The following is a 19,928-nucleotide window of genomic DNA, read 5'->3' on the forward strand; positions in this document are numbered from 1 at the left end:
GAAAGACGGGGTTGACCGAACAGCCTGGCCAGGCCGCGAAGAGCCCGCGGAAGCGCGGAGCAGCCGCGGCCCGGGCCGCCGAGAGCGCGGAGCGGGCACACGCGAGCCAGGGGGGACCGGCCGAGCCACCGGGCCCCGCGGCGAGGAGCCCGCGCGGGAGCGGGCCGGACCCGGCCCAGGGCGCCGAGGCCGCGCGGCCGGCGCACGGGAGCCAGGCGAGCCTGGTTCCCGTAGAGGTCCGGGCCGCCGCTCCGAGCGAGAACGTGGTCGGGGACCGCGTGCTGATCGCCGTGCAGGCGGTCAACATCTCCCGGCTGTCGACCCATCCGGTGCCGACCGTGCCGGGCACGCTGATCGTGGTCGCGGGCGCGGGGCCGAAGGACTCCAACGGCGCGGGCAAGTCCTCGTTCATCGCGATGATCACCGCGCTGCTCGGCGACGAGCAGTGGCGTTTCGCCTCCGGCGCCAAGGCGGTCTCCGAGCTGCTGTTCAACGCCGAGCTCGCCGCCGGCGGCGGCGGCAGGTCGTGGGCCAGCGCCGACCACGGCTACATCGTCGGCGTCTTCGCCGGGGCCGACTCCGTGGACGACGCGGTGACGGTGTGGCTGCGGGTCAACCAGGAGGCGCCGCACCTGGAGATCAGGTGGATCCAGGGGGTGCGCGTGGCGGCGGCCGCCTCCGAGGCGGAGCGGGTGGCGCGGGCCGACGAGGTGTGGGCGACGCTGCCCCGCTCGGCGGGACGCCGTGACGTGGTGGCGCGCGACCTGACCAGGTTCCTGTACGGCGACCGGGTCAGGTGCGTGTCGTTCCTGTCCACCTCGGTGCGGAGCAAGGTCGCCACGAACCTGCTCTCCCAGCCGCTCAACGAGATCTCCCCGGAGCGGGTCTTCGAGGCGATCGCCGCGCTGACCGGGCTGGACGCCGAGCTCGACCAGGAGCGGGAGGCCCGGCGCGACGAGCACGTCAAGCGGGTGCGGGCGGCGCGGGCCGTGGAGCTGCTCAAGGAGTTCGAGGACGAGTCGCGGACGCTGCTGGAGACCTTCGACCGGCGCGACCGGGCCCGGGTACGGCTGGCGGACGCGCTGCGCTGCTGGCGGGGGCGGCTGGCCCGCAGGCTCGCCGACGCGGCGCGGCGGGACGAGGCGCTCGCCGGCGACCTGGAGCGCTCGCGCGCGGCGGGCGAGCGCGCGGTGGAGGCGATCAACATGATCAGGGCCGAGATCGCCACGCTCAAGGACGACACGATGGAGCGCGCCCTGGCCGAGGCCCGCAGGGAGCTGACCTCCCTGCAGTCCCGCGCGGCCAAGCTGGACGCCGACCGGGCCGTGGCGGAGAACGCGGTGGACGAGCTGCGCGGCTGGATCCCGGGGCTGGAGGAGCAGCGGCGGCTGGCCGACGGCCGCGACGTGAGGACCGCCGACGCCGAGCTGGCTCAGGCCAGGCTCCGGCTCAACGAGGCGCTGAAGGCGCTGGGCGTGGCCGACCGGGAGGTCGAGGGGGCCGGGGCCGCCCTCGACGACGCCGAGGGCGGCCCGGCGGCGGCCCAGCTCAACGCGCTCACCGAGGCCGGCGTCGGGGCGACCGGGCTGCTCGACGCGATCGACGTGGCCGAGCACGCCCGCGACGACGAGACGGCCCCCGGCGCGGGGCAGGGGGCGGCGGCCCTGGGGGCTCGCGGGTGGCCGCAGGAGCACGCGGTGATCGTGGACGTGGCCGATCTGGAGGCCGCGGCGCGGGCGCTGCGGGCCCTGCCCGGGTCGGTGCTGGTCAGCGCGGCGGGCGTTACCGTCGTGGGCTCGTTCGAGGCGGTGGCCACCGGCCGGGAGGCCCGCATCAAGGCCGCCGAGCAGCGGCTGCACCGGGCACGGGACACGCAGGAGACGGCCGCCGGAGCCGTACGGGTCGCCGAGGACGGGGTGGCCGAAGCGGGCCGGCGGCTGGAGGGTGCCCGGGCCGCCGTGCAGCTGGCCGACATCGAGCGGCGGATGGCCGAGCGGCGGGCCACGCTCGCCGAGCTGGCCGGGGCGCTGGCCGAGATCGGGCCGAAGGTGGGCGAGGCCGAGCGGCGGGCGAGCACGCTGGACTTCCGCGCCCGGACCAGAAACATGGAGATCGAGCGTCTGGAGGGCCGCCGGGCCCGGCACGAGGCGGACCGGGACCAGGCCAGGGACCAGGCGGCGAAGATCACCGCGGACCGTGACGCGCTGGGGCTGGACGCGCTGGCCGGAGACTGGGGCGGCACGGTCGACGGGGCCCGCGAGTGGCTGGAGGCGCTGAGCGAGCAGGAGCGTCCGCTGACGGCCGAGGAGTGGTGGCGGGCCGCGGAGCGGCTGCTCGACGAGGCACTGCGCGACACCTTCCCGGGTGATGACGAGGAGATGCCCGAGGAGCTGCGCTTCCTGGTCAGGCAGCGCGGCGAGCCCGGCGCCGGGCGTACGGCGCGCGAGCAGGCGACGTTCCCCGGCGTCTGCGCGGCCCTCTCGTCCTACCTGCGCGGCCAGGAGGAGTACGAACGGCACCAGCGCCGCCAGATCGAGTCCCAGATCGCCACCCGGCAGTGGGACCTGACCGCCTCGGCCAAGGGCGCCGAGGAGGCCGCCCAGTCCACCGCCGTGCACCGGGCCGCGCTGACCGCGGCGATCAAGGCGCGGCTGACCCGCGTCGCGGAGGAGTTCGAGAAGCTGGACACCTCCTACGGCGGCTACGGCGCGACGCTGGAGTTCCCGGTGCCGCCCGCGCCCGCCGACCCGGAGCAGCGCTGGGCGTGGCGGGTCACGCCCAAGTGGCGCCGGGGCGAGGGGCAGGGCTTCGTGCCGTACAACCGGCGGGCCAACACGGCGCTGATGGACGAGAAGGCGGTGAAGCTGGTCTGCGCGGCGGCGATCGCGTCCTCCGGCGGCGGCCACCTGTGCCTGGTCCTGGACGAGCTGGGCCGCAACCTCGGCAAGGAGCACCGCAGGGAGGCCGTGGCGCTGTTCCGGCGGATCGGCGAGACCTACGGGATCACGGTGATCGGCGCGCTCCAGGACGACATGGAGCCCTACGCGGTCGACGCCTGCGGGCAGTACATCAAGCTGCGCCGTTCCTCCGACGCCATGCCGTACAACGAGCCACCGGTGATCATCGGTCATGACCGGCACGCTGAGCGCGTGCGTGTCCTCGCCTCCGCGGTGAGCCGATAACCTCGGCAGGGATCGGCACGGGAGAGGTTGAGGGGGATCGGTGTCCGCGTCACCGCTGGAGCAGGCCCCTGATCAACAGGACCTCTACCGGGCCATGGTGCTGGCCCTGCGCGTGGGCGAGCTGCTGCTCGGCAGCGGGGAGGGCACCGAGACGGTCGCCGGCAGCATGCGCAGGATCACCAACGCCTACGGCGTGCCGCACTGTGAGGCCGACGTCAACCTGTCGGCCATCACGCTGTCGCACGTCCCCTCCGACGGCGGCGCGCCGGTCACCGCCGAGCGCCGGGTCCGCCGTCGCCTGCCCGACTACGACCGGCTGATCGCGGTCCACGACATGGTCAGGGAGGCCTCCGGCGGATCGTTGCCGCTCGACGACGCCGAGACCCGGCTGAGGGAGATCACCCGGCGCGTGCCGGTCTACCCGAACTGGGTCCTGATCACGGCGCTCGCGCTGATCGCCTCCTCGGCGAGCATCCTGGTCGGCGGCGGCGTGCTCGTCGCGGTGGCCGCGTTCGCCGCCACCGTGCTGGGCGACCGGGCCGGTGCCTGGCTGGCCCGGCGGGGCGTGGCGGAGTTCTTCCAGCTCGCGGTGGCGGCGATGCTCGGCTCGCTGGTCGCGGTGCTGATGATCTGGATCGACGCGCCGGTGCAGGCCTCGGCCGTGGTGGTCGGCGCGGTCGTCGCGCTGCTGCCCGGACGTCCCATGGTGGCCTGCGTGCAGGACGGCATCGCCGGTGAGTACGTCACGGCGACCGGCCGGCTGTTCGAGATCTTCTTCATCCTGACCGCGATCATCTCCGGGATCGGCGTCACGCTCTACGCGGCGGTCCGCCTCGGCGTGCCGCTGAGCGTGGAGAACGTGCCCGCCGCGCCGCTGGTGATCAGGCCCGAGCAGCTCCTGGGCGCCATCGGGCTGACGCTGTCGTTCGCCGTCGCCCTGCTCGTGCCGCCCCGCCACCTGATCCCCGCGGCGGTCGGCGGCGGGGTGGTCTGGGTGGTCTTCGTCCAGCTCTACATCTGGCAGGTCCCGGTCATCCTGGCGACGGCCGTCTCGGCGGCGGTGGTGGGCCTGTTCGGCAGCGCCTACGCCAGGCGCGCCCGGGTGCCGTCGATGGTGGTCACAATCCCGGCGATCGGCTCGCTGCTGCCCGGCACCGCGCTCTACCGGGGCATGCTCGAAGCCAGCCTCGGCCATGCGGACGAGGGACTTGTCAGCCTGTTGCAGGCCCTGTCGACCGCTCTCGCCCTGGGTGCCGGGGTCATCCTCGGCGCGGAGATCCTGCGCGCGGTGACCGGCTCCGACCTGACCAGGCGCGTGCGCCGGCCGTCGGGCCGGCGCAGGCCGTTCATCACCCGCCCCGCCGCCCGCCGCACCCGCGGCTACTGACCCGCGCCCCCGTCACCGATCGCGCGTCCGCAGGCCGTCGGCCACCAGGTCGAGGAGGCGGTCGGCCTCGTTCTCGCCGTGCTCGCCCGCCCAGGCGATCGCGTTGACCAGCTTGACGAGGTCGGTGCCGGTGAGGTCCGGGCGGATGGCGCCCGCGTTCTGGGCGTGGGCGAGCAGCCGGGCCCCGCTGGTCTGCATCGTCTCGCACGAGCCGTACAGCTCGGAGTCCGGATCGTGGATGCTGCTCATCAGCGCCGCGGCCAGGCCCCGGTAGGTGGTGGCGTGCGCCATCAGATGGCGCAGCCATTCCAGGAGGGCCTCCTCGGGGGAGGGGGACTCCAGCAGCTCGCGGGCCCGGGCGTCGAGGGTGGCGATGCCGTCGTGGAGCACCGCCTCAAGCAGTGCGCGCCGGGTGGGGAAATGCCGGTAGAGGGTGCCGATGCCCACTTCCGCCGAACGGGCGATGTCCTCCAGCGACGCCTCGGTGCCGTGCCCGGCGAAGGCATCCCTGGCCGCGGCGAGCAGCCGCTCGTAGTTGCGGCGCGCGTCGGCGCGCATGGGACGCTGTGTGGTCGTCACCACGGCTCCTTGCTGATCGGAGGCCTTCTCCATATGTCTGGCGGAGTCAGCCTCCGAAAAGGCTATCGCGCCCCGAACGGAACCCTGCCATGACCGCCGTCCCCCTCAGGTGACCGTGGACAGGGTGGAGCCGTGGCGTTCCTTGCGGACCCGCAGCTGGGCGGGGACGCGGGTGCGCAGCTCGGCGACGTGGCTGACGATGCCGACGGCCCGGCCGCCGTCGCGCAGGCCGTCGAGGATGTCGAGCACCCCGTCGAGGGTGTCCTCGTCCAGGGTGCCGAAGCCCTCGTCGACGAAGAGCGTGCCGAGCTCCACTCCCCCGGCCTCGGCGGTCACCACGTCGGCCAGGCCGAGGGCGAGCGCCAGCGAGGTGACGAAGCTCTCGCCGCCGGACAGGGTGGCCGGATCGCGGTCCACCCCGGTCCAGCCGTCCAGGATCCGCAGGCCGAGCCCTCCGCCCGACTTGCTCCGGTCTCCCGCCGAACGGCTGAGGTGGTGTTCGAGGAGGTAGCGTCCGCCCGACATGTGGTCGAGCCGCTCGTTGGCCGACTCGACCACCTGGCGCAGGCGCTCGCCGAGCACGTAGGACGACAGCCGCATGTTCCACTGGTTGTCGGTGGAGTTTCCCCCCGTGAGGGCCGCGAGCCGGTCGGCGAGGCGGTGCCGTCCGGCGGCGGGCAGCCAGCGCTCCAGGCACTCGGCCAGCTCGGCGCGGAGCGCGGCCAGCCGGGCCCGGCGGGTCTCGGCCTGGTGCCGGGCGGAGAGCAGGCCGGCGTGGGCCGCGTCGGCGGCGTCCCGCGCGCGCTGCAGAGCGTCGAGGTCGGGCTCGTCCTCGGCCGCGGCGGCGATCAGCTCCGGATCGGCCAGCACCGCGGCGACCGCGGCGCGCTCCTTGTCGAGCTCGCGGAGCCGTTCGGCCTTCTCCTCCTGCTCGGCGGGAGGGCGGGCCGCCGCGCGGGCGTCGTCGGGCCCGAGGAAGCCCGCCTCGGCGACGGCGGCCTCGGCCCGGTCCCGGGCCGCCGCCAGCTCGGTGGCGGTGGTCAGCTCCTCCCGGGTGGCCTCGACCGCCTCCTTGAGCAGCTCGGCCTCGTCCGCCAGCCGCTCCAGCCTGGCGGCCAGGGTCGGGTCCTCGCCCCGGGCCCCGTCGATGCGCGCGGTCAGCCGCTCGGTCTCGGCGGTGAGCCTGTCCACGTCCGTACGGCGGGCGGCCAGCGTGACCGCGAACTCGCGCGAGCGCTCCTCCAGCTCTCCCTGCTCGGCCGCGATCCGGTCGGCCTCGGCCACCAGCGCGGGCTCGGCCCCGGCCGACTCCCGCAGCCTGGCCAGGGCCAGCTCGGCCTCCCGGAGCTCGCGTGCCGCCAGCTCCAGGGTGAGATCGGTCCTCTCGGCCGCCTCTCGGTGGCCGGATTCCAGCTCGGCGGTGCGGACGGCAGCGGTGAGGGCGGCGGCGAGGAGGGACGCCTCCCCGGTGAGGCGGTCGCGGCGGGCCTGGACGGTGGGGTCGGCGCCACGGGCCTCGTCCAGACGGCCGGCCAGCCGGTCGCGCTCGGCCAGCCATCCGGCCCGGCGGGTACGGCCCTCGGCCAGCAGCCGGGCCGTCTCCGCGGCCCGTGCCTTCACGCCTTCCAGCTCGGCCGCGACGCGGTCCGCCTCCGCGCTGAGCGCCGCCTCGGTGCCGGCGGCGGCGGTCAGGGCCGCCAGCTCCCGTCCGGCCTCGGCGAGAGCCTCCCGCGCGTGGTCGGCGCCCAGCTCGCCCGCGACGGCGAGCGCCTCCTCCAGCCGCGAGGCCAGGGCCGCGACGGCGCTCTCGGCGGTCCGGCGCCGGTCCGTGGCGGTGTCGTAGGCGCTCTGGGCGGCGCGTTCGTCCTCGGCGGTGGGCGCCGCGTCGGCGGGGGCGGCGGGGGCCGGGTGGTCGGGTGAGCCGCAGACCGCGCAGGGCTCGCCCGGGGCGAGCTTGAGGGCGAGCTCGGCGGCCATGCCGTCGATCCTGGCCTGGCGGAGGTCCAGGTGGCGGTCGCGGAGACGCTGGGCGTGGTCGGTGGCCTCGGTCTGGGCCGCGCGCGCGGACTCCAGCTCGACGCGGAGGGCGTCACGCCGCCGGGCGGCGTCGAGCCCGGCGGCGGCGGCGTCGGCGGCCGCCTGGGCGGCGGGGATCCCGGCCGCCTGCGCTCTGACCGCCGCCAGGCGCGCCGAGGCGTCCGCCAGTGCGGCGGGCAGCGCCTCCTGGGCCTCGCGGAGCGCGGACTCCTGCCCGGCCGCCTCCCGCAGCTCGACGTCGAGCGCGGCGAGCAGCCCGGCCAGCTCGGCGAGCCGGGCCTCGTCGGCGCGCAACCCCTCCAGCCCGGCGCTCTCCTCCCTGCGCTCGCGCTCCCAGGAGGCCAGCAGCTCGCGGACCTCGGCCCCCTCGCGGACGGCGGGCACGCCGGCGCCGTCCGCGAGGGCAGGCAGGGCGCGGAGCCTGGCAGCCAGGTCGTGGCGGGCGGCGGCCAGCGCGGCGGCGAGGCCGTCGCGGTGCTCGGCGGCCCGCAGGCGGGCGGCCGCGCCCTCCCCGGCGGACTCGGCGGCCGGGATGCGGGCGGCGTCCAGGCGGGCGGCCGTGAGGCGGGCGTCCACGTCGCGGCGGAGCCCGGGAAGGACCGCCAGGCGGGCGTCGGTCCCGGCCTGCGCGGCGGTCAGCCCGGTGATCTCACGGCCGGACTCCTCCCGGTCCTGGAGGATCTTCGCCAGGCGTGACTCCTCGGCGCGCAGCTCGCCCAGCCGGGTGATCTCGCGGTGCCGGTCGCGCTCCAGCGTGGCCAGACGGTCCGGGGTGGTGTCGCGGCCGTCACGGAGGAGGGGGAGGGCACGGGCGACGGCGTCGGCGGCCAGCCGGTGGGCCTTGGCCGCCGCCTCGGCCCGCTGCTCGGCGGCCTGGATCAGGGGCAGCACCCGGTCGGCGCGGGCCGCCTCCGCCAGGATGGTCTCCAGATCCGCCCGCTCCTCGGCGCTCTCCTCCAGCGCCCGGCTCCGCGTCAGCGCCTCGGCGTGACGGCGCCGCCTCTCGGCCAGCGCGACGCCGTGCGCCAGCCTCGCGCGTGCCTGCCGTACCGCCTCCTCGCCCTCGCCGTGGCCCCGGCTCATCCCGGCGACCTCCTCGGCGGCCAGCTCCTCCAGCGTCCGGGCCCACTCCAGCGGATCGTCCTCCGCGGAGACCGCCACCGCGGACGGCCCGGCGTCGCCCTCGGGGAGCTCGAACAGCCCGGCCGCTCCGGCCTCCGCGGAACCGGGGGGCTGCGGGGAGGCGGCCCCTGCCAGCGACGCGAGGAGGCCGGGGCCCGCGGCCTCCTCCAGGCGCTTGACCGCGAAGTCCACCTCCTTGCGGAGGGCCTGCTGCTCGCGGTGGGCCTCGGTCCGCCGGTCGGCGAGCCAGGACTCGGCGGCGGCGTAGATCCTCACGGAGAAGAGCCGTTCGAGGACCCTGCGGCGGTCCTCGCCGTCGGCGCGCAGGAACTTCGCGAAATCCCCCTGGGGCAACATCGCGACCTGGAAGAACTGCTCGGCGTTCATGCCCAGCAGGGTGCCGATGAGCTCTCCGGCCTCGTCGACCCGCGTGGTCAGCCCGGTCCACTCCCCCGAAGGCGTGAGCTCCTGCAGCAGGGCCTTCTCGTTCTCCCTCGTGGTGCCGGTGCCCCTGAGCTTAGGGCGCTGCCAGGCCGGCGATCGAGTGATCTTCAGCCGCCGGCCCCTGATCGTGACCTCCAGCGCCACGCTGGGCCCCCGGCCCGGGGGCGCGTGGTCGCAGCGCAGGCTCTTGGCGCTGTCGCGCTTGCCCGGCACCCTGCCGTACAGGGCGTAGCAGAGCGCGTCCAGCACGGTGGTCTTGCCCGCGCCGGTGGGGCCGTGGATGAGGAACAGCCCGGCCTCGGCCAGGGCGTCGAAGTCGACCTCCTCCTCGGCGGGGAAGGAGCCGAACGCGCTGATCCACAGACGGTGCGGGCGCATCTACGCCATCGCCTCCTTGGTACGGCAGGCCTCGACGGCCTCCTGGATCAACCTGGTCTCCTCGGCGTCGGCGGCCTCGCCGCGCACCTCCCGGACGAAGTCGAGGGCGACCTCGATCTCGGGACGCCCGGCCAGCTTCGGCCGCGCCGCGGTCTCCCGGACACCGCCCTCGGGTTCGAAGGAGAGGGTGAGGGTGTGCTCGAAACGGGACCTGAGCCGCTCCATGGCGCCCCTGGGCCGGATCGGGTCGGTGAGCGTCACCTGCAGCCAGTGGTCCTCGTAGGGGGCGTGCTCGGCGGAGGTCAGCAGGTCGTCGATACGGCCGCGGAGCCGGTGGACCGGCCGGGGCACCGGCGCCTCGACGAACTCCGCGGCCACCTGCCCGCCGGGAGCGAGATCCACCAGCCAGGAGCCCTTCACCTGGCCGGCCTCGGAGAAGGAGTAGGCGATCGGGGATCCGGAGTAGCGGACGGTCTCGCTCATCCTCTGGCGTCCGTGGAGATGGCCCAGCGCCACGTAGTCGACGCCGTCGAAGGCCGAGACCGGGACGTGGGCGACTCCGCCGACGCTGATGTCGCGCTCGCTGTCGCTGGCCTGCCCTCCGGTCACGAACGCGTGGGCGAGGACGACCGACCGGGGGCCCCGGCGGCCGAGGTCGGCGCGGATCAGGGACATGGCGTGGCCGATCGCGGCGGTGTGGGTGCGCTCGGGCAGCTCCCACGGCCCGCGCACCAGCTCGGGCTCCAGATAGGGGATGCCGTAGAACGCCACGTCGTCGATCACCACGGGCTCGCCCACCCGCCCGGCGTCGGTGCGCAGGTGGACGCCCGCGGCGTCGATCAGGTCGGCGCCGAAGCCGAGACGGCGCGCCGAGTCGTGGTTGCCGCTGATCAGCACGGTGCGGACCCGTTCGGCGACCAGCCGACGCAGGACCTGGTTGCACAGGTCCACCGCGTCGACCGAGGGCAGCGCCCGGTCGTAGACGTCGCCGGAGACGGCGACCACGTCGACCCGTTCGGCCCTGACCGTCTCGATCAGGTGGTCGACGAAGACCCCCTGGGCGGCCAGGAGGCTCTCGCGATGGAACGAACGGCCCAGATGCCAGTCCGATGTGTGCAGCACGCGCATGTCGCTTGAAGCTAACAGGCCTCAGCCACAAATGCGTCCACTCTGACCACACCGCCCCCACCCTCTGTCCCGCGATCGCGAGGGTGAGTACGCTTGTTGATCAGAGGGAACGATACCGGCATACGGTCCTCACGGAGGCGGGCGACGATCGGGGAGCGGATCGGCATGCAGGTTGGCCGGGGCGTTTTGAGCGTGGCCGCAGGCTTGATCCTGGTGGCTCTCGCGACAGTGGGCTACGCCCTGCCTCCGCCGTTCGATCCGCCGCCGCTGAGCGTCGACCCCGTCTTCCAGACCCTGCCCGCCCAGCCCCCGGCCGAGATCCGGCCCATCAGCACGACCGGGCAGATCGTCACGCAGGACATCACCGTCGACGTCGGGGACACCACTCTAGAGGCCACGATCCGCGCGCCGCTCACCCCCGGCAGGCACCCCGCCCTGGTCTTCGTGCAGGGGGCCGGGCCCGGCGTGCGGGGCGAGTTCACCACGCAGGCGGAGCTGCTGGCCAGGGCGGGCATCGTCACCCTCGTCTACGACAAGCGGACCGTGCGCTACGACTTCCGCAACCGCGACTTCGGCCTGCTCGCCGACGACGCGCTGCGGGTCCTGGCCCGCCTGCGCACGCGCGCCGACGTCGACCCGGCGCGTATCGGGCTCTGGGGGGTGAGCGAGGGGAGCTGGGTGGTCCCGATCGCGGCCGCCAAGAGCGACGCGGTGGGGTTCACCGTGCTGGTCTCGGCGCCCAACGTCTCGCCCATGCGGCAGGTCACCTGGGCCATGGGCGAGCAGCTCGACCGGCTGCACGCGCCCAGCGGGGTGCGCGAGCTGGTCACCAGGGCGATGAGCGCGGTCCACATGAACTTCCTGCGCTACGACGGCCTGCCCGCGCTGCGCGGGATCCGGCAACCGGTCCTGGCCCTGTACGGCACGCGCGACCCGTCGATCCCGTTCGTGGAGAGCAGCCGGGCACTCACCCGCGCGCTCGCCGAGGGCGGCAACGCCGACTACACGATCCGCTACCTCGAAGGCGCCGACCACGGCATGCGCATCCACGGCGGGCCGTTCGCGCCCGGCTACCTGGAGACGCTGTCCAACTGGGTAAAGGGCCTGCCGGGCACGGCCAGGCCGCCGGTGCACATCGCGGGCGCCACCCCGGTCCAGCGCTACGAGGCCAGCGAGGTCCCCGCCGCTCCGTGGTACGCCGGGGGCGCGGTCCTGGGGTTCACGCTCTGCCTGGCCGCCGTCGGATACGTGGTCGGCCCGGTGGCCGAGATGGTCGTACGGCTGCGCGGCCGGCAGCTGCCCGCCGAGGCCAACGCCCTGATCTGGCCGCCCATCCGGCGCAGGTTCCGCCGGATGGCCTGGACCGGGCTCGGGCTGCTGGTGTCGGTGCTGGCGTTCATCACGCTGCTGGTGCTGTTCTCGGTCAACCAGGCCGGAGCCTGGCCGGCGGTGCTCGCCGGATGGCTGGTCATCCGGATCCTGGCGGTGCTCATGCTGCTGCAGGAGGTCACCTCCGTGGCGGCGGTCGTCTCGGGGCTGCGGGAGGGCTGGCAGCCCAGCCGCCCCCAGCGCGCCGCGATCGCCGGCGTGCTGGGGAGCACCGGTCTGCTGCTGGTCGCGGCGGCCTACTACAGCCTCTTCGCGTTCCCGTGGTAGCAGTCGAGCCAGCGGTCCATCTCGGCGAACACCACCTTGCGGGCGGGTTCGGGTGACAGCACCAGGTCGTGCATGCCGCCCGGCACCCGGACGCACGTCACGTGGTGGCCGATCCTGGTCGCCCAGTGCGCGATCTGCTCGGGGTTGAGCACGACGTCGGCCCCCTGGGCCTCCGGCGCGAAGTCGCGCAGTTGCAGCCCCTTCTCCGCGCAGAGCACCAGGGTCGGGACGTCGGCCCGGAGGCCGCCGTGCAGGCGCCGCTGGGCCCGGCGGATCGCGGCCAGCCAGGCGGCGTGCACCGCGAACCCGCCGATCGGCTTCCACTCCAGGTCGAAGTCCCACTCGCCGTGGTGGTCGCGGTGCAGGCTCGTGCCGTAGGCGGTGGCCGGCCCGAGGGGCAGGACGGCGCGTGGCGACATCCTGGACATCGGCCCCTTGAGCAGGTCGGCGGCGACCCGCAGGGGTGAGGGGACGTTGAGGTCGAGGAAGGGGCTGTTGAGCACCAGGCTCTGGATCAGCCCCCGGCCGCGGACCCGGTCGGCCCAGAGGGCGGCGATCAGGCCGCCGGTGGAGTGGCCGTTGAGGATCACCTCGTCGTGGCCGTCCTCCTCGCGGATGACCCGGACCGCCTCGTCGAGCTCCGGGAAGTACTCGGTGAGGCTGCGCACGAAGCCCCGGGTCTGGTGCGGCAGCAGCGAGCGGCCGTACTTGCGCAGGTCCAGACCGTAGAAGTCGACGCCCCGGGCGACGAAGTGGTCGGCCAGATGGGTCTGGAAGAAGTAGTCGGTGAACCCGTGGAGGTAGAGCACGGCCCTGCCGGTGGGCTCGGGGGCGCGCCGCCGTACCAGCGAGGCGACCACCGCTCCCTCGTAGTCGTCGGCCATGGGCAGGACCGTGAGCTCGTAGTCGGGACCGAGAACGTCAGGCATGCGGTCAGGGTAGTTCGTAGGGGTTGGCGGGCCACGAGGGGATCGCGTCCGGAAGATCCTCGCTGACCTTCATCGGGAACCTCGCCGGGCGCTTCTCCAGGAAGGCCGTGACGCCCTCGGCGGCGTCGGGGGCGGCGCCGAGGGCGTTCATGAGGTGGGAGTCGGCGCGGTGGGCCTCCCAGGGGGAGGCCGCCGACAGGCCTGACCACATGAGCCGCCGGATGGCGGCGACCGAGACCGCCGAGGTGTTGTCGGCGATCTCACGGGCCAGCGCGTAGGCGGCCGGGAGCAGCTCGTCCGGGGCGTGGACCTTCGAGACCAGCCGGCCTTCGAGGGCCTCGGAGGCGGGGAAGACCCGGCCGGTGGCGGCCCACTCCATGGCCTGGGCGATGCCGACGATCCGGGGCAGGAACCAGCTGGAGGCCGCCTCGGTCACGATGCCGCGCCGGGCGAAGACGAAGCCGAACCTGGCCGTGTCGGAGGCGAGCCTGATGTCCATCGGGAGCGTCATCGTCACCCCGACGCCCACGGCGGGGCCGTTGATCGCGCCGATGACCGGTTTGAGCGAGCGGGCGATGCGGAGCGCGACCGTGCCGCCGCCGTCGCGGGGCGAGCCGTCGACGGTGTCCTCGCCGCCGTACATCTCCTCGGTCCTGTGGTGGTTGAAGGTGTCGCCGCCGCCGCCGAGGTCCGCTCCGGCGCAGAAGGCCCGGCCCGCGCCGGTGACCACCACCGCGCGCACCTCGTCGTCGGCGTCGGCCCTGTCGAAGGCCTCGATCAGCTCGCCGCGCATGGCGTAGGTGAAGGCGTTGAGGCGGTGGGGGCGGTTCAGCGTGACGGTGGCCACCCCGTCGGCCACGCCGTACTCGATCTCGGTAAAAGACATGACCGAACCTTATTCCAGTAGAAATGTGAGGATAAAGGCAGATTGCTTCTCATGCTGTTCACTCACTCGTCGCCCGCGAGCTCGGGTCGTCGCCTTACCATCTCCCCTGCGGCGCTCAAGCGCGGAGGAATTGGGGAGCAGGTGCGGGACAGATCAAGGCCGTCCGGGGTCGGCACGGTCATCGGGTGGACGGCCCTGTCCGCCGTCGCGCCGGGAGCCGCGCACCTGCGGGCCGGATGGCGCAGGACCGGGCTGGCGCTGCTGTCCGTCCACGCCGTGCTGCTGCTGGGACTGCTGTGGATCGGGCTCACCTCCGACCTCGCCGATCTCGCCGGCCTCGCCGGGCAACTGGCCGCGTCGTCCTGGCTGACCGTCGTCACCGTGGCCTCCGTCGCGCTCGGCGTCGCCTGGTTCGCGCTGGTCGTGCACTCGTTCGTGGTGCTGAACCCGGGCACGCTCCCCGGAGCCGGCCAGGCGATCGCCGGGACCCTCGCGGGCGCGCTCGCGGTGGCCGTGCTGCTGCCCTTCGGCCTGGTGGGGCAGTACGCCGCGGTCTCGCAGTCGGCGCTGGACAAGGTCTTCAACGCCCCGGTCACACCGCCGCCCTCGGACGGCGGGCAGGACCCGCGGGACCCGTGGGCGGGCCGGGGCCGGGTGAACATCCTGCTGCTCGGCGGCGACGCCGACACCCATCGGGTGGGCGTGCGGACCGACAGCATCAACGTGGCCAGCATCGACGTCGCGACCGGCAACACCGTGCTGCTGAGCCTGCCGCGCAACCTGGAGAACGTGCGCTTCGTCCCGGGCTCGCCGATGGCCAGGCGCTTCCCCGACGGCTTCCGGCTGCCCGCCAACCCGGACGGCTCGCGCGAGGACCTGCTCTTCGCGGTCTGGGAGTACGCCGACGCCCACCCGGAGATCTTCGGCGGCCGCAAAGGCCAGGGCACCCAGACGCTCGTGGAGACGATCGGCCACACCCTGGGGCTGAAGATCGACTGGTATGCCCTGGTGAACATGTGGGGATTCGCCCGCCTGATCGACGCGATCGGGGGCGTCCGGCTGACCGTGCCGCAGGACGTGGTCTTCGGCAAGTACAACGAGGGCCTGGTCAAGGCGGGCACCCGCAAGCTCCGCGGCGCCGACGCGATGTGGTTCGCCCGCTCGCGCACCAACAGCGATGACTTCACCCGGATGGGACGCCAGCGCTGCGTGCTGGGCGCCCTGCTCACCCAGGCCGACCCGGCGACCGTGCTGTCCCGGTTCAACCGGATCGCGCTGGCCACCAAGGAGCTCCTGCGGACCGACATCCCGCGTCCGATGCTGGAGCACCTGGTCCCGCTGGCCCTGAAGGTGAAGGGCGCCAAGGTGACCAGCGTGCAGTTCGTGCCGCCGCTGATCAACACCGGCTACCCCGACTGGGCCAAGATCCGCACCGTCACCGCCAAGGCCATCCGCGCCTCGGCCGCCCCGACCGCCCCGCGCCGCCACCTCGCCGCCACCGCCCGGCCCACGACTCCGACCGCCACCCCCGGCCCCGGCCCGGACGGAACCACCGCCGCCACGCCCACTCCTGGGTCCCGCATCACCCCTGCCGTCACGCCTGCTCCACGGTCCAGCGCCGCCAGGACGCCGGACGCGACCGAACCCAAGGGAATCACCGACGGCTGCGCCTGACGACGGACGGGCCCGCCCTGCCGCTGTGTGAGACCTGCGACGTGTCGCGGATCCGGGTGCGGGCCATCAAGAGCAGGCACCGCTCACGCCGGAGATCCTGGCGATGAGTCAATGCGTCCTCATCTTCCGGCGTGAGCGTGGACGAGTCGGGAACGGCACCGCGCCAGGACCTGTCCATTCGGATGGTCCGTACATGCAGGGCGACTCGATACGTTCCTCTACATCTTGAGGGGTCATTCGAGGTTCCTGGCTGAGGACGTAGCGGGCATAAGCCTCTGTTTGGAGAAGACCGGGGACCAGAAGGGGGTCCCAGGAGCGCAGGACGAGGGCGGTGGGTTCGATCTCCTCGGCCCAGTCCCGGAACCAGGCCGGAGTACGGGACTGCGAGACGATGCTCTCATGGAGCCGAGTGAAGAATGAGCTGCTCGGGGTCTTGAAGAGGCGGTCCAGCCGCTCGGCATCAGACCTCGACGGGGTTCGGGTGGCTTTCTCCAGGCGGCTGACCTGAGTCTGGGTGCAGCCAAGGCGCGAGGCGACAGCGACCTGCGAGAGCTCCGCGGCCTCCCGCAGGCGGCGCATCTCGGTGCCGAACAGCACGCGCGGGGAGCCGGGGTCGAGAGAAGGCCCACCATCCATCGCATTTCCTCCCGAATTAAAAAAAACGGACCTATCATTCGATCGGCGACACTGAGTCCAGCGCGGACATACCAACGACTGTCATCATTCACTCTAGCCTGGATTGCCAATTCAGCAGCCGATCAACTATCCATACGACATTCTAGGCACAGAAATTCTCTCCACGACAGCACGAGAAAGAAAGCAGTTCATCACCTTCTCTGACAGAAATAGGCCAGGCCACACATAGATGCGACGGCACTCTTTAACGTCCGGATCATAAACATCTAAATGTGTCCGGAAGAGGGAATCATGATGACGGGCGAGGCCGCCAGCCGGACGAATCGGAACTCTGGTCCGTGACGACAAGGCCGCCTTGAGGTCGAGAGGCAAGGCCTGCCATCACCTCAAAGACGGCCATCACCGACATACGGATGCGGGAAGGGTGTGGCGGAAGCGTGCCGAGTGGGTGAAGATTAGTACGTCCCGGAGTCCGCTGCCCCCGGAGGTACCGAATGCGCGTCGCCCGCCTACTGGCCATCGGTTTGGCGCTAGCGATGGTGGCATCGGGTTGCACTTCCGAGCCTTCACTGAAGGAGGCAGCGGCAGAGCTGCAGAAGGACACACAGCGACTGGAGACCAACGACGTCTTCAAGAACCCGCTCAAGAAGCTGCGCATCTTGCAGCGCCCAGACAAGGACATCCGCTGCGACAAGGACAAGTTCAAACGAGTGCTGCGAGCCACGGCCGATTATGTGCGTATTAACGAACCGCTGGATGCCCATTTGGATCAGGCTCAAACGCTGATGGAGAACACTCTCGCCCAGGCGCTCGGATACAAGCTGGAGTTCGACTTCAGCCAAATGGACGCCAAAGAAGGGCGATTCATTTACGGCGCAAAAAGTGACCCAACGATAAAGGTAACCGTATATGTGGCACCCGAAGCTCCTACCTGGCGACTGCATGCGGTAACCGCCTGCCTGCCACGGTGAGGAAATCGATTCAGCCCCAAAGTCTTATCTGCTCCTTGGCTTGCTCGCTGGTCTGGAAATTTGAGGCATCCTCGACCTTGTCGTCAAACTTTCCATTGCTGTCCATCCAGCGTTCATAGGGTGTCAGCTTCTCCCCCAGCATCTGCTCCCATTTCTTGCCTTCACCGGCTTCTCGCTTCGCTTCGGCCAGGAGCTCGTCATAGGTCTTAAGATCGCCGGTGCTCTTGCTGATGAGCTCGGCAGGCGGCTCGCTCGCCGGGTATCCGGCCTCGTGAAGGATGTGAGCCATGTCGTACTTCTGGCGCAGGACGAAGTCCGATCGAGTGCCGGTGACCTCCTCTACCCGTGTTTCGAAGCTATCGGCCCAGCCGTCGAGGGCGGTGCTGATTCCGTATGCCTTGGCCAGTTCCCATCCCGCTTTCACGCCCTCGTCCGCGAGGGGGCCCACGAGGGGAATCCGGTCGATCCCAAGGGCAAGGGTGTTCTTGGTGATGTCGATGATCAAGTCGTTGGTGGCGTCCCGTTCGCCACGCACATCTAGCGTCGCCTTGAACTCCAGACCGGCGAAGTCGCCAAACGCCCTCGCCGTTCTCTCGAAGTGCCGGGTTCCGCCCTCTGTGTCCAGGCGGGCCGCCGCCTTCAGCGTGTCGTGGCGGAAGTGGGCTGCGGTCGCGTCGAAGTCGTCGGTGAGCCGCTTGTCCCCAACGAAGGTCTTCAGGAAACGATGAGTATCCCCCGGACTGAGATAGAACGCCGGTGCCAGGCCGGGAAGGGTGATCCAGTTCTCCGGAACCCCCACCCCGGATGCCCGGTCCACGGCCTTGTCGAAGCGGGCGCCCGAGGCCAGCTCGTGGATATAGGACTTCGCGATGGTGACCATGGAGTCCTTGGTGACCGTCGGCAGGCCATCGCCGAAGGGTCCCATGGCCTTGATCGCGTCCAGGGCGAAGGCGGCGGCAGCCGGGCTGTGCCGGCCGGGTTTCTCGGTCGTGGCCTCGGTGCCCGCCTCCAGCACCCGGCCGAAGGCGTCGGCCACCTCGTCTCCGGTGTCGATCATCTGGGCATAGCCGAGGAACTGCTTCATCTTGTCGACCTGGCTCAGCTTGACGTCCGTACCGCCCATCTTGCTGAACGCGTCTCGCACGGCCGCGCCGTCCCCGGCGAGCACCTCCAACCCCATGGCGACCAGGTCGGAGGAGTATCCGTACGCCTTCGACTCGGTGGGGCCGACGGCGCGGCGGTCCTGGCGGGGGTCCTTGGTGAAACCGTCCAGGGCCAGTGCGCGAGCCGCCGCGCTGCGGACGCCGGAGGGGGCGTTCGCGCCCTTGAGCAGCGCGAGCCGGTTCCAGGCGGTGGTCTTGTCCGTCGGCTTCACCAGCTCGTTTCTGACCTTGGCGAACGCGGGGACGAAGGTGGGAGCGCGCAGGGCGGCGCCGAGGGCCGCGCTGAAGGCGGCCAGGTCCTGCTTGGCGGTCTTGCTGCCGGTACGCGCTATGCGGCTTGGCAGGCTGTCGCGGATCCCCGCCGGCAGCAGGGCGAAGAAGGCGGCGGCGGCCTGGGGGTTCTTCGCGAGCTGGGCGACCTCGTCGGCGTGCTCGTGGATGAGCGTGGCTTGGAACTCGCCGCCGTGGTTGACGAGGATGTCGTTGCCGTACATGTTCGCCAGGCCTCGGGCGGTCTCGAAGTCCTCCAGCTCGTCGGGCAGGCGGACGAGCGACGACCGGCCCCCTCCGCCGCCCAGCTCCGGAGCTCCATCGCCCAATGCTTTGATCAGGTCGATCCGGCCGTGGAGCATGGAGACCTGTGTGCCGCCCCAGTCGGCGATGTCGGCGATCTCCCGCAGGGCGGGGGTGCTGATCCCGTGCTGGCGGAGCTTTCCCTCGAACTCCTGGCTGAACGCGGTCAGCCGGTCGGCCGCGCCGCACAGGGAGGTGGCGAGCTGTCCCATCTCCTCGGGATCGATGCCGCAGAACTCGGCGGTGGGTGCCATGGAGCGTTCCCCCTCGTGGTCACGACGGTCATGTGCGCCCGGCCATCTCCCGGCGCGCGGCGTTCGCCTGGGCCTCGGTCACCAGTGGAGGAGTGCGGCGCAGCTCCTCCTCGACCGCGTCCACCACGCGCTGCGCGAGCCGCCCCAGCCGCTGGTGCCGGTCTTCCAGCTCGGTGGTCCACCTGGCGGCTGTCGGCCCCGTCCAGACCTTCCCCGACCGCATCGCTCCGGAGGCGCGCTGGTAGGCCTGCCGTATCTCGTGAGCCCTGTCCTCGGCCTCCACCAGGAGGCGTTGCAGCTCCGCGTGCCGGGGATTGGGCACCATCGGCTCGGCCACGCCGCCCCCGTCCTCTCCAGGACCCCGTGATGAAAGAAAAAATTAATACCACACTAGGTATAGATCGTCTATGCCGACAAGGCCAGGACGCCGTCGGCATAGCGCTTCTGTCGTTTAAGTCATAACCGCGAGAGCGGACGGGTCTGATATTTCGGTCATTTCCTATCGCGCCGAAACGACTACTCCACCCGACAGCATCGGAGTAACTGATGTCGCTGTTCGAAGAGCACATCGACGCGATAGAAATCGCCGCCAAGACCGCGTCATGGGTGTGTTTCATCGCCATTTTCGCGCTGGTCTTCACCGGCCATGCGAGCGCGCCTCTGGTTATCGCGGTCGTCGTCATCTGCGTGTCCCGCATCACCATGTACCAGATCAAGGAGACCCGGGCGCGCTGGGACCAGGAGCACGCCGAGGAGCGGGAGCTCCGTCGCGAGCAGCGGCGCGAGAACCGCGAACGAGAGCTGCGCCTCCAGATCCGGCGGCTACAGCGGCCGGACCGTTGACCACCCGTAGCCGCCCCGATCATCTCCCGCACCCGGCCAGGAGCCGGGGCTTCGATCATGACCTTCGTCGTGGCCGGTCACGGCGC

The 19,928-nt window shown here is 72.1% G+C and carries 14 protein-coding genes; 6 read left to right on the forward strand and 8 right to left on the reverse strand.

The window, feature by feature from the left end; all coding sequences use genetic code 11:
- Window positions 1-11: 11 nt before the first annotated feature.
- Entirely contained in the window at window positions 12-3,182 is a 3,171-nt protein-coding gene (locus tag SROS_RS31125; protein ID WP_245564343.1) for a coiled-coil domain-containing protein, read from the forward strand.
- 40 nt (window positions 3,183-3,222) lie between these two features.
- Window positions 3,223-4,569: a threonine/serine exporter family protein gene (locus SROS_RS31130; protein ID WP_012892897.1), complete on the forward strand. Its 1,347-nt coding sequence runs from the start codon at window positions 3,223-3,225 to the stop codon at window positions 4,567-4,569.
- A gap of 12 nt (window positions 4,570-4,581) precedes the next feature.
- Here SROS_RS31130 and SROS_RS31135 read toward each other — a convergent pair whose 3' ends face one another.
- The 3 genes from SROS_RS31135 to SROS_RS31145 form a co-directional block, all read right to left on the reverse strand.
- Window positions 4,582-5,148: a TetR/AcrR family transcriptional regulator gene (locus tag SROS_RS31135; RefSeq protein WP_012892898.1), complete on the reverse strand. Its 567-nt coding sequence runs from the start codon at window positions 5,146-5,148 to the stop codon at window positions 4,582-4,584.
- A 105-nt stretch (window positions 5,149-5,253) separates the two neighbouring features.
- Window positions 5,254-9,129, reverse strand: coding sequence for an AAA family ATPase (locus SROS_RS54025; RefSeq protein WP_012892899.1), 3,876 nt, complete (start codon window positions 9,127-9,129; stop codon window positions 5,254-5,256).
- Window positions 9,130-10,257, reverse strand: coding sequence for an exonuclease SbcCD subunit D (locus SROS_RS31145; protein ID WP_012892900.1), 1,128 nt, complete (start codon window positions 10,255-10,257; stop codon window positions 9,130-9,132).
- A 213-nt stretch (window positions 10,258-10,470) separates the two neighbouring features.
- Here SROS_RS31145 and SROS_RS48005 point away from each other — a divergent pair, with 213 nt between their 5' ends.
- Window positions 10,471-11,913: an alpha/beta hydrolase family protein gene (locus SROS_RS48005; RefSeq protein ID WP_245564344.1), complete on the forward strand. Its 1,443-nt coding sequence runs from the start codon at window positions 10,471-10,473 to the stop codon at window positions 11,911-11,913.
- Here the strand turns inward: SROS_RS48005 and SROS_RS31155 are convergent.
- Both SROS_RS31155 and SROS_RS31160 read right to left on the reverse strand, forming a co-directional pair.
- The gene (locus SROS_RS31155; protein ID WP_012892902.1) at window positions 11,886-12,842 is read right to left on the reverse strand and encodes an alpha/beta hydrolase; all 957 of its coding nucleotides are present in this window, start codon (window positions 12,840-12,842) and stop codon (window positions 11,886-11,888) included. The genes SROS_RS48005 and SROS_RS31155 overlap by 28 nt on opposite strands.
- Window positions 12,843-12,846: 4 nt before the next feature.
- Window positions 12,847-13,728, reverse strand: a complete 882-nt coding sequence (locus tag SROS_RS31160) for a crotonase/enoyl-CoA hydratase family protein (RefSeq protein ID WP_012892903.1) — start codon at window positions 13,726-13,728, stop codon at window positions 12,847-12,849.
- A 141-nt stretch (window positions 13,729-13,869) separates the two neighbouring features.
- Between SROS_RS31160 and SROS_RS31165 the strand changes: the two genes are divergently transcribed.
- Window positions 13,870-15,402: an LCP family protein gene (locus tag SROS_RS31165; protein ID WP_245564345.1), complete on the forward strand. Its 1,533-nt coding sequence runs from the start codon at window positions 13,870-13,872 to the stop codon at window positions 15,400-15,402.
- Between the two features lie 108 nt (window positions 15,403-15,510).
- Here SROS_RS31165 and SROS_RS54570 read toward each other — a convergent pair whose 3' ends face one another.
- On the reverse strand, window positions 15,511-16,038 hold the full coding sequence (locus tag SROS_RS54570) for a Scr1 family TA system antitoxin-like transcriptional regulator (protein ID WP_012892905.1): 528 nt from the start codon (window positions 16,036-16,038) through the stop codon (window positions 15,511-15,513).
- A 494-nt stretch (window positions 16,039-16,532) separates the two neighbouring features.
- Here SROS_RS54570 and SROS_RS50090 point away from each other — a divergent pair, with 494 nt between their 5' ends.
- The gene (locus SROS_RS50090) at window positions 16,533-17,009 is read left to right on the forward strand and encodes a hypothetical protein (protein WP_012892906.1); all 477 of its coding nucleotides are present in this window, start codon (window positions 16,533-16,535) and stop codon (window positions 17,007-17,009) included.
- A 10-nt stretch (window positions 17,010-17,019) separates the two neighbouring features.
- Here SROS_RS50090 and SROS_RS31180 read toward each other — a convergent pair whose 3' ends face one another.
- Together SROS_RS31180 and SROS_RS31185 are read right to left on the reverse strand one after the other, a co-directional pair.
- On the reverse strand, window positions 17,020-18,999 hold the full coding sequence (locus SROS_RS31180; RefSeq protein ID WP_012892907.1) for a hypothetical protein: 1,980 nt from the start codon (window positions 18,997-18,999) through the stop codon (window positions 17,020-17,022).
- Between the two features lie 28 nt (window positions 19,000-19,027).
- Window positions 19,028-19,336, reverse strand: coding sequence for a hypothetical protein (locus tag SROS_RS31185; protein WP_012892908.1), 309 nt, complete (start codon window positions 19,334-19,336; stop codon window positions 19,028-19,030).
- A 209-nt stretch (window positions 19,337-19,545) separates the two neighbouring features.
- On the opposite strand from SROS_RS31185, the gene SROS_RS31190 reads away from it, so the two are divergent.
- The gene (locus SROS_RS31190) at window positions 19,546-19,842 is read left to right on the forward strand and encodes a hypothetical protein (protein ID WP_012892909.1); all 297 of its coding nucleotides are present in this window, start codon (window positions 19,546-19,548) and stop codon (window positions 19,840-19,842) included.
- The last annotated feature ends 86 nt before the right edge of the window (window positions 19,843-19,928 follow it).

The sequence above is a fragment of the Streptosporangium roseum DSM 43021 genome, assembly GCF_000024865.1.
Classification (GTDB): Bacteria; Actinomycetota; Actinomycetes; order Streptosporangiales; family Streptosporangiaceae; genus Streptosporangium; species Streptosporangium roseum.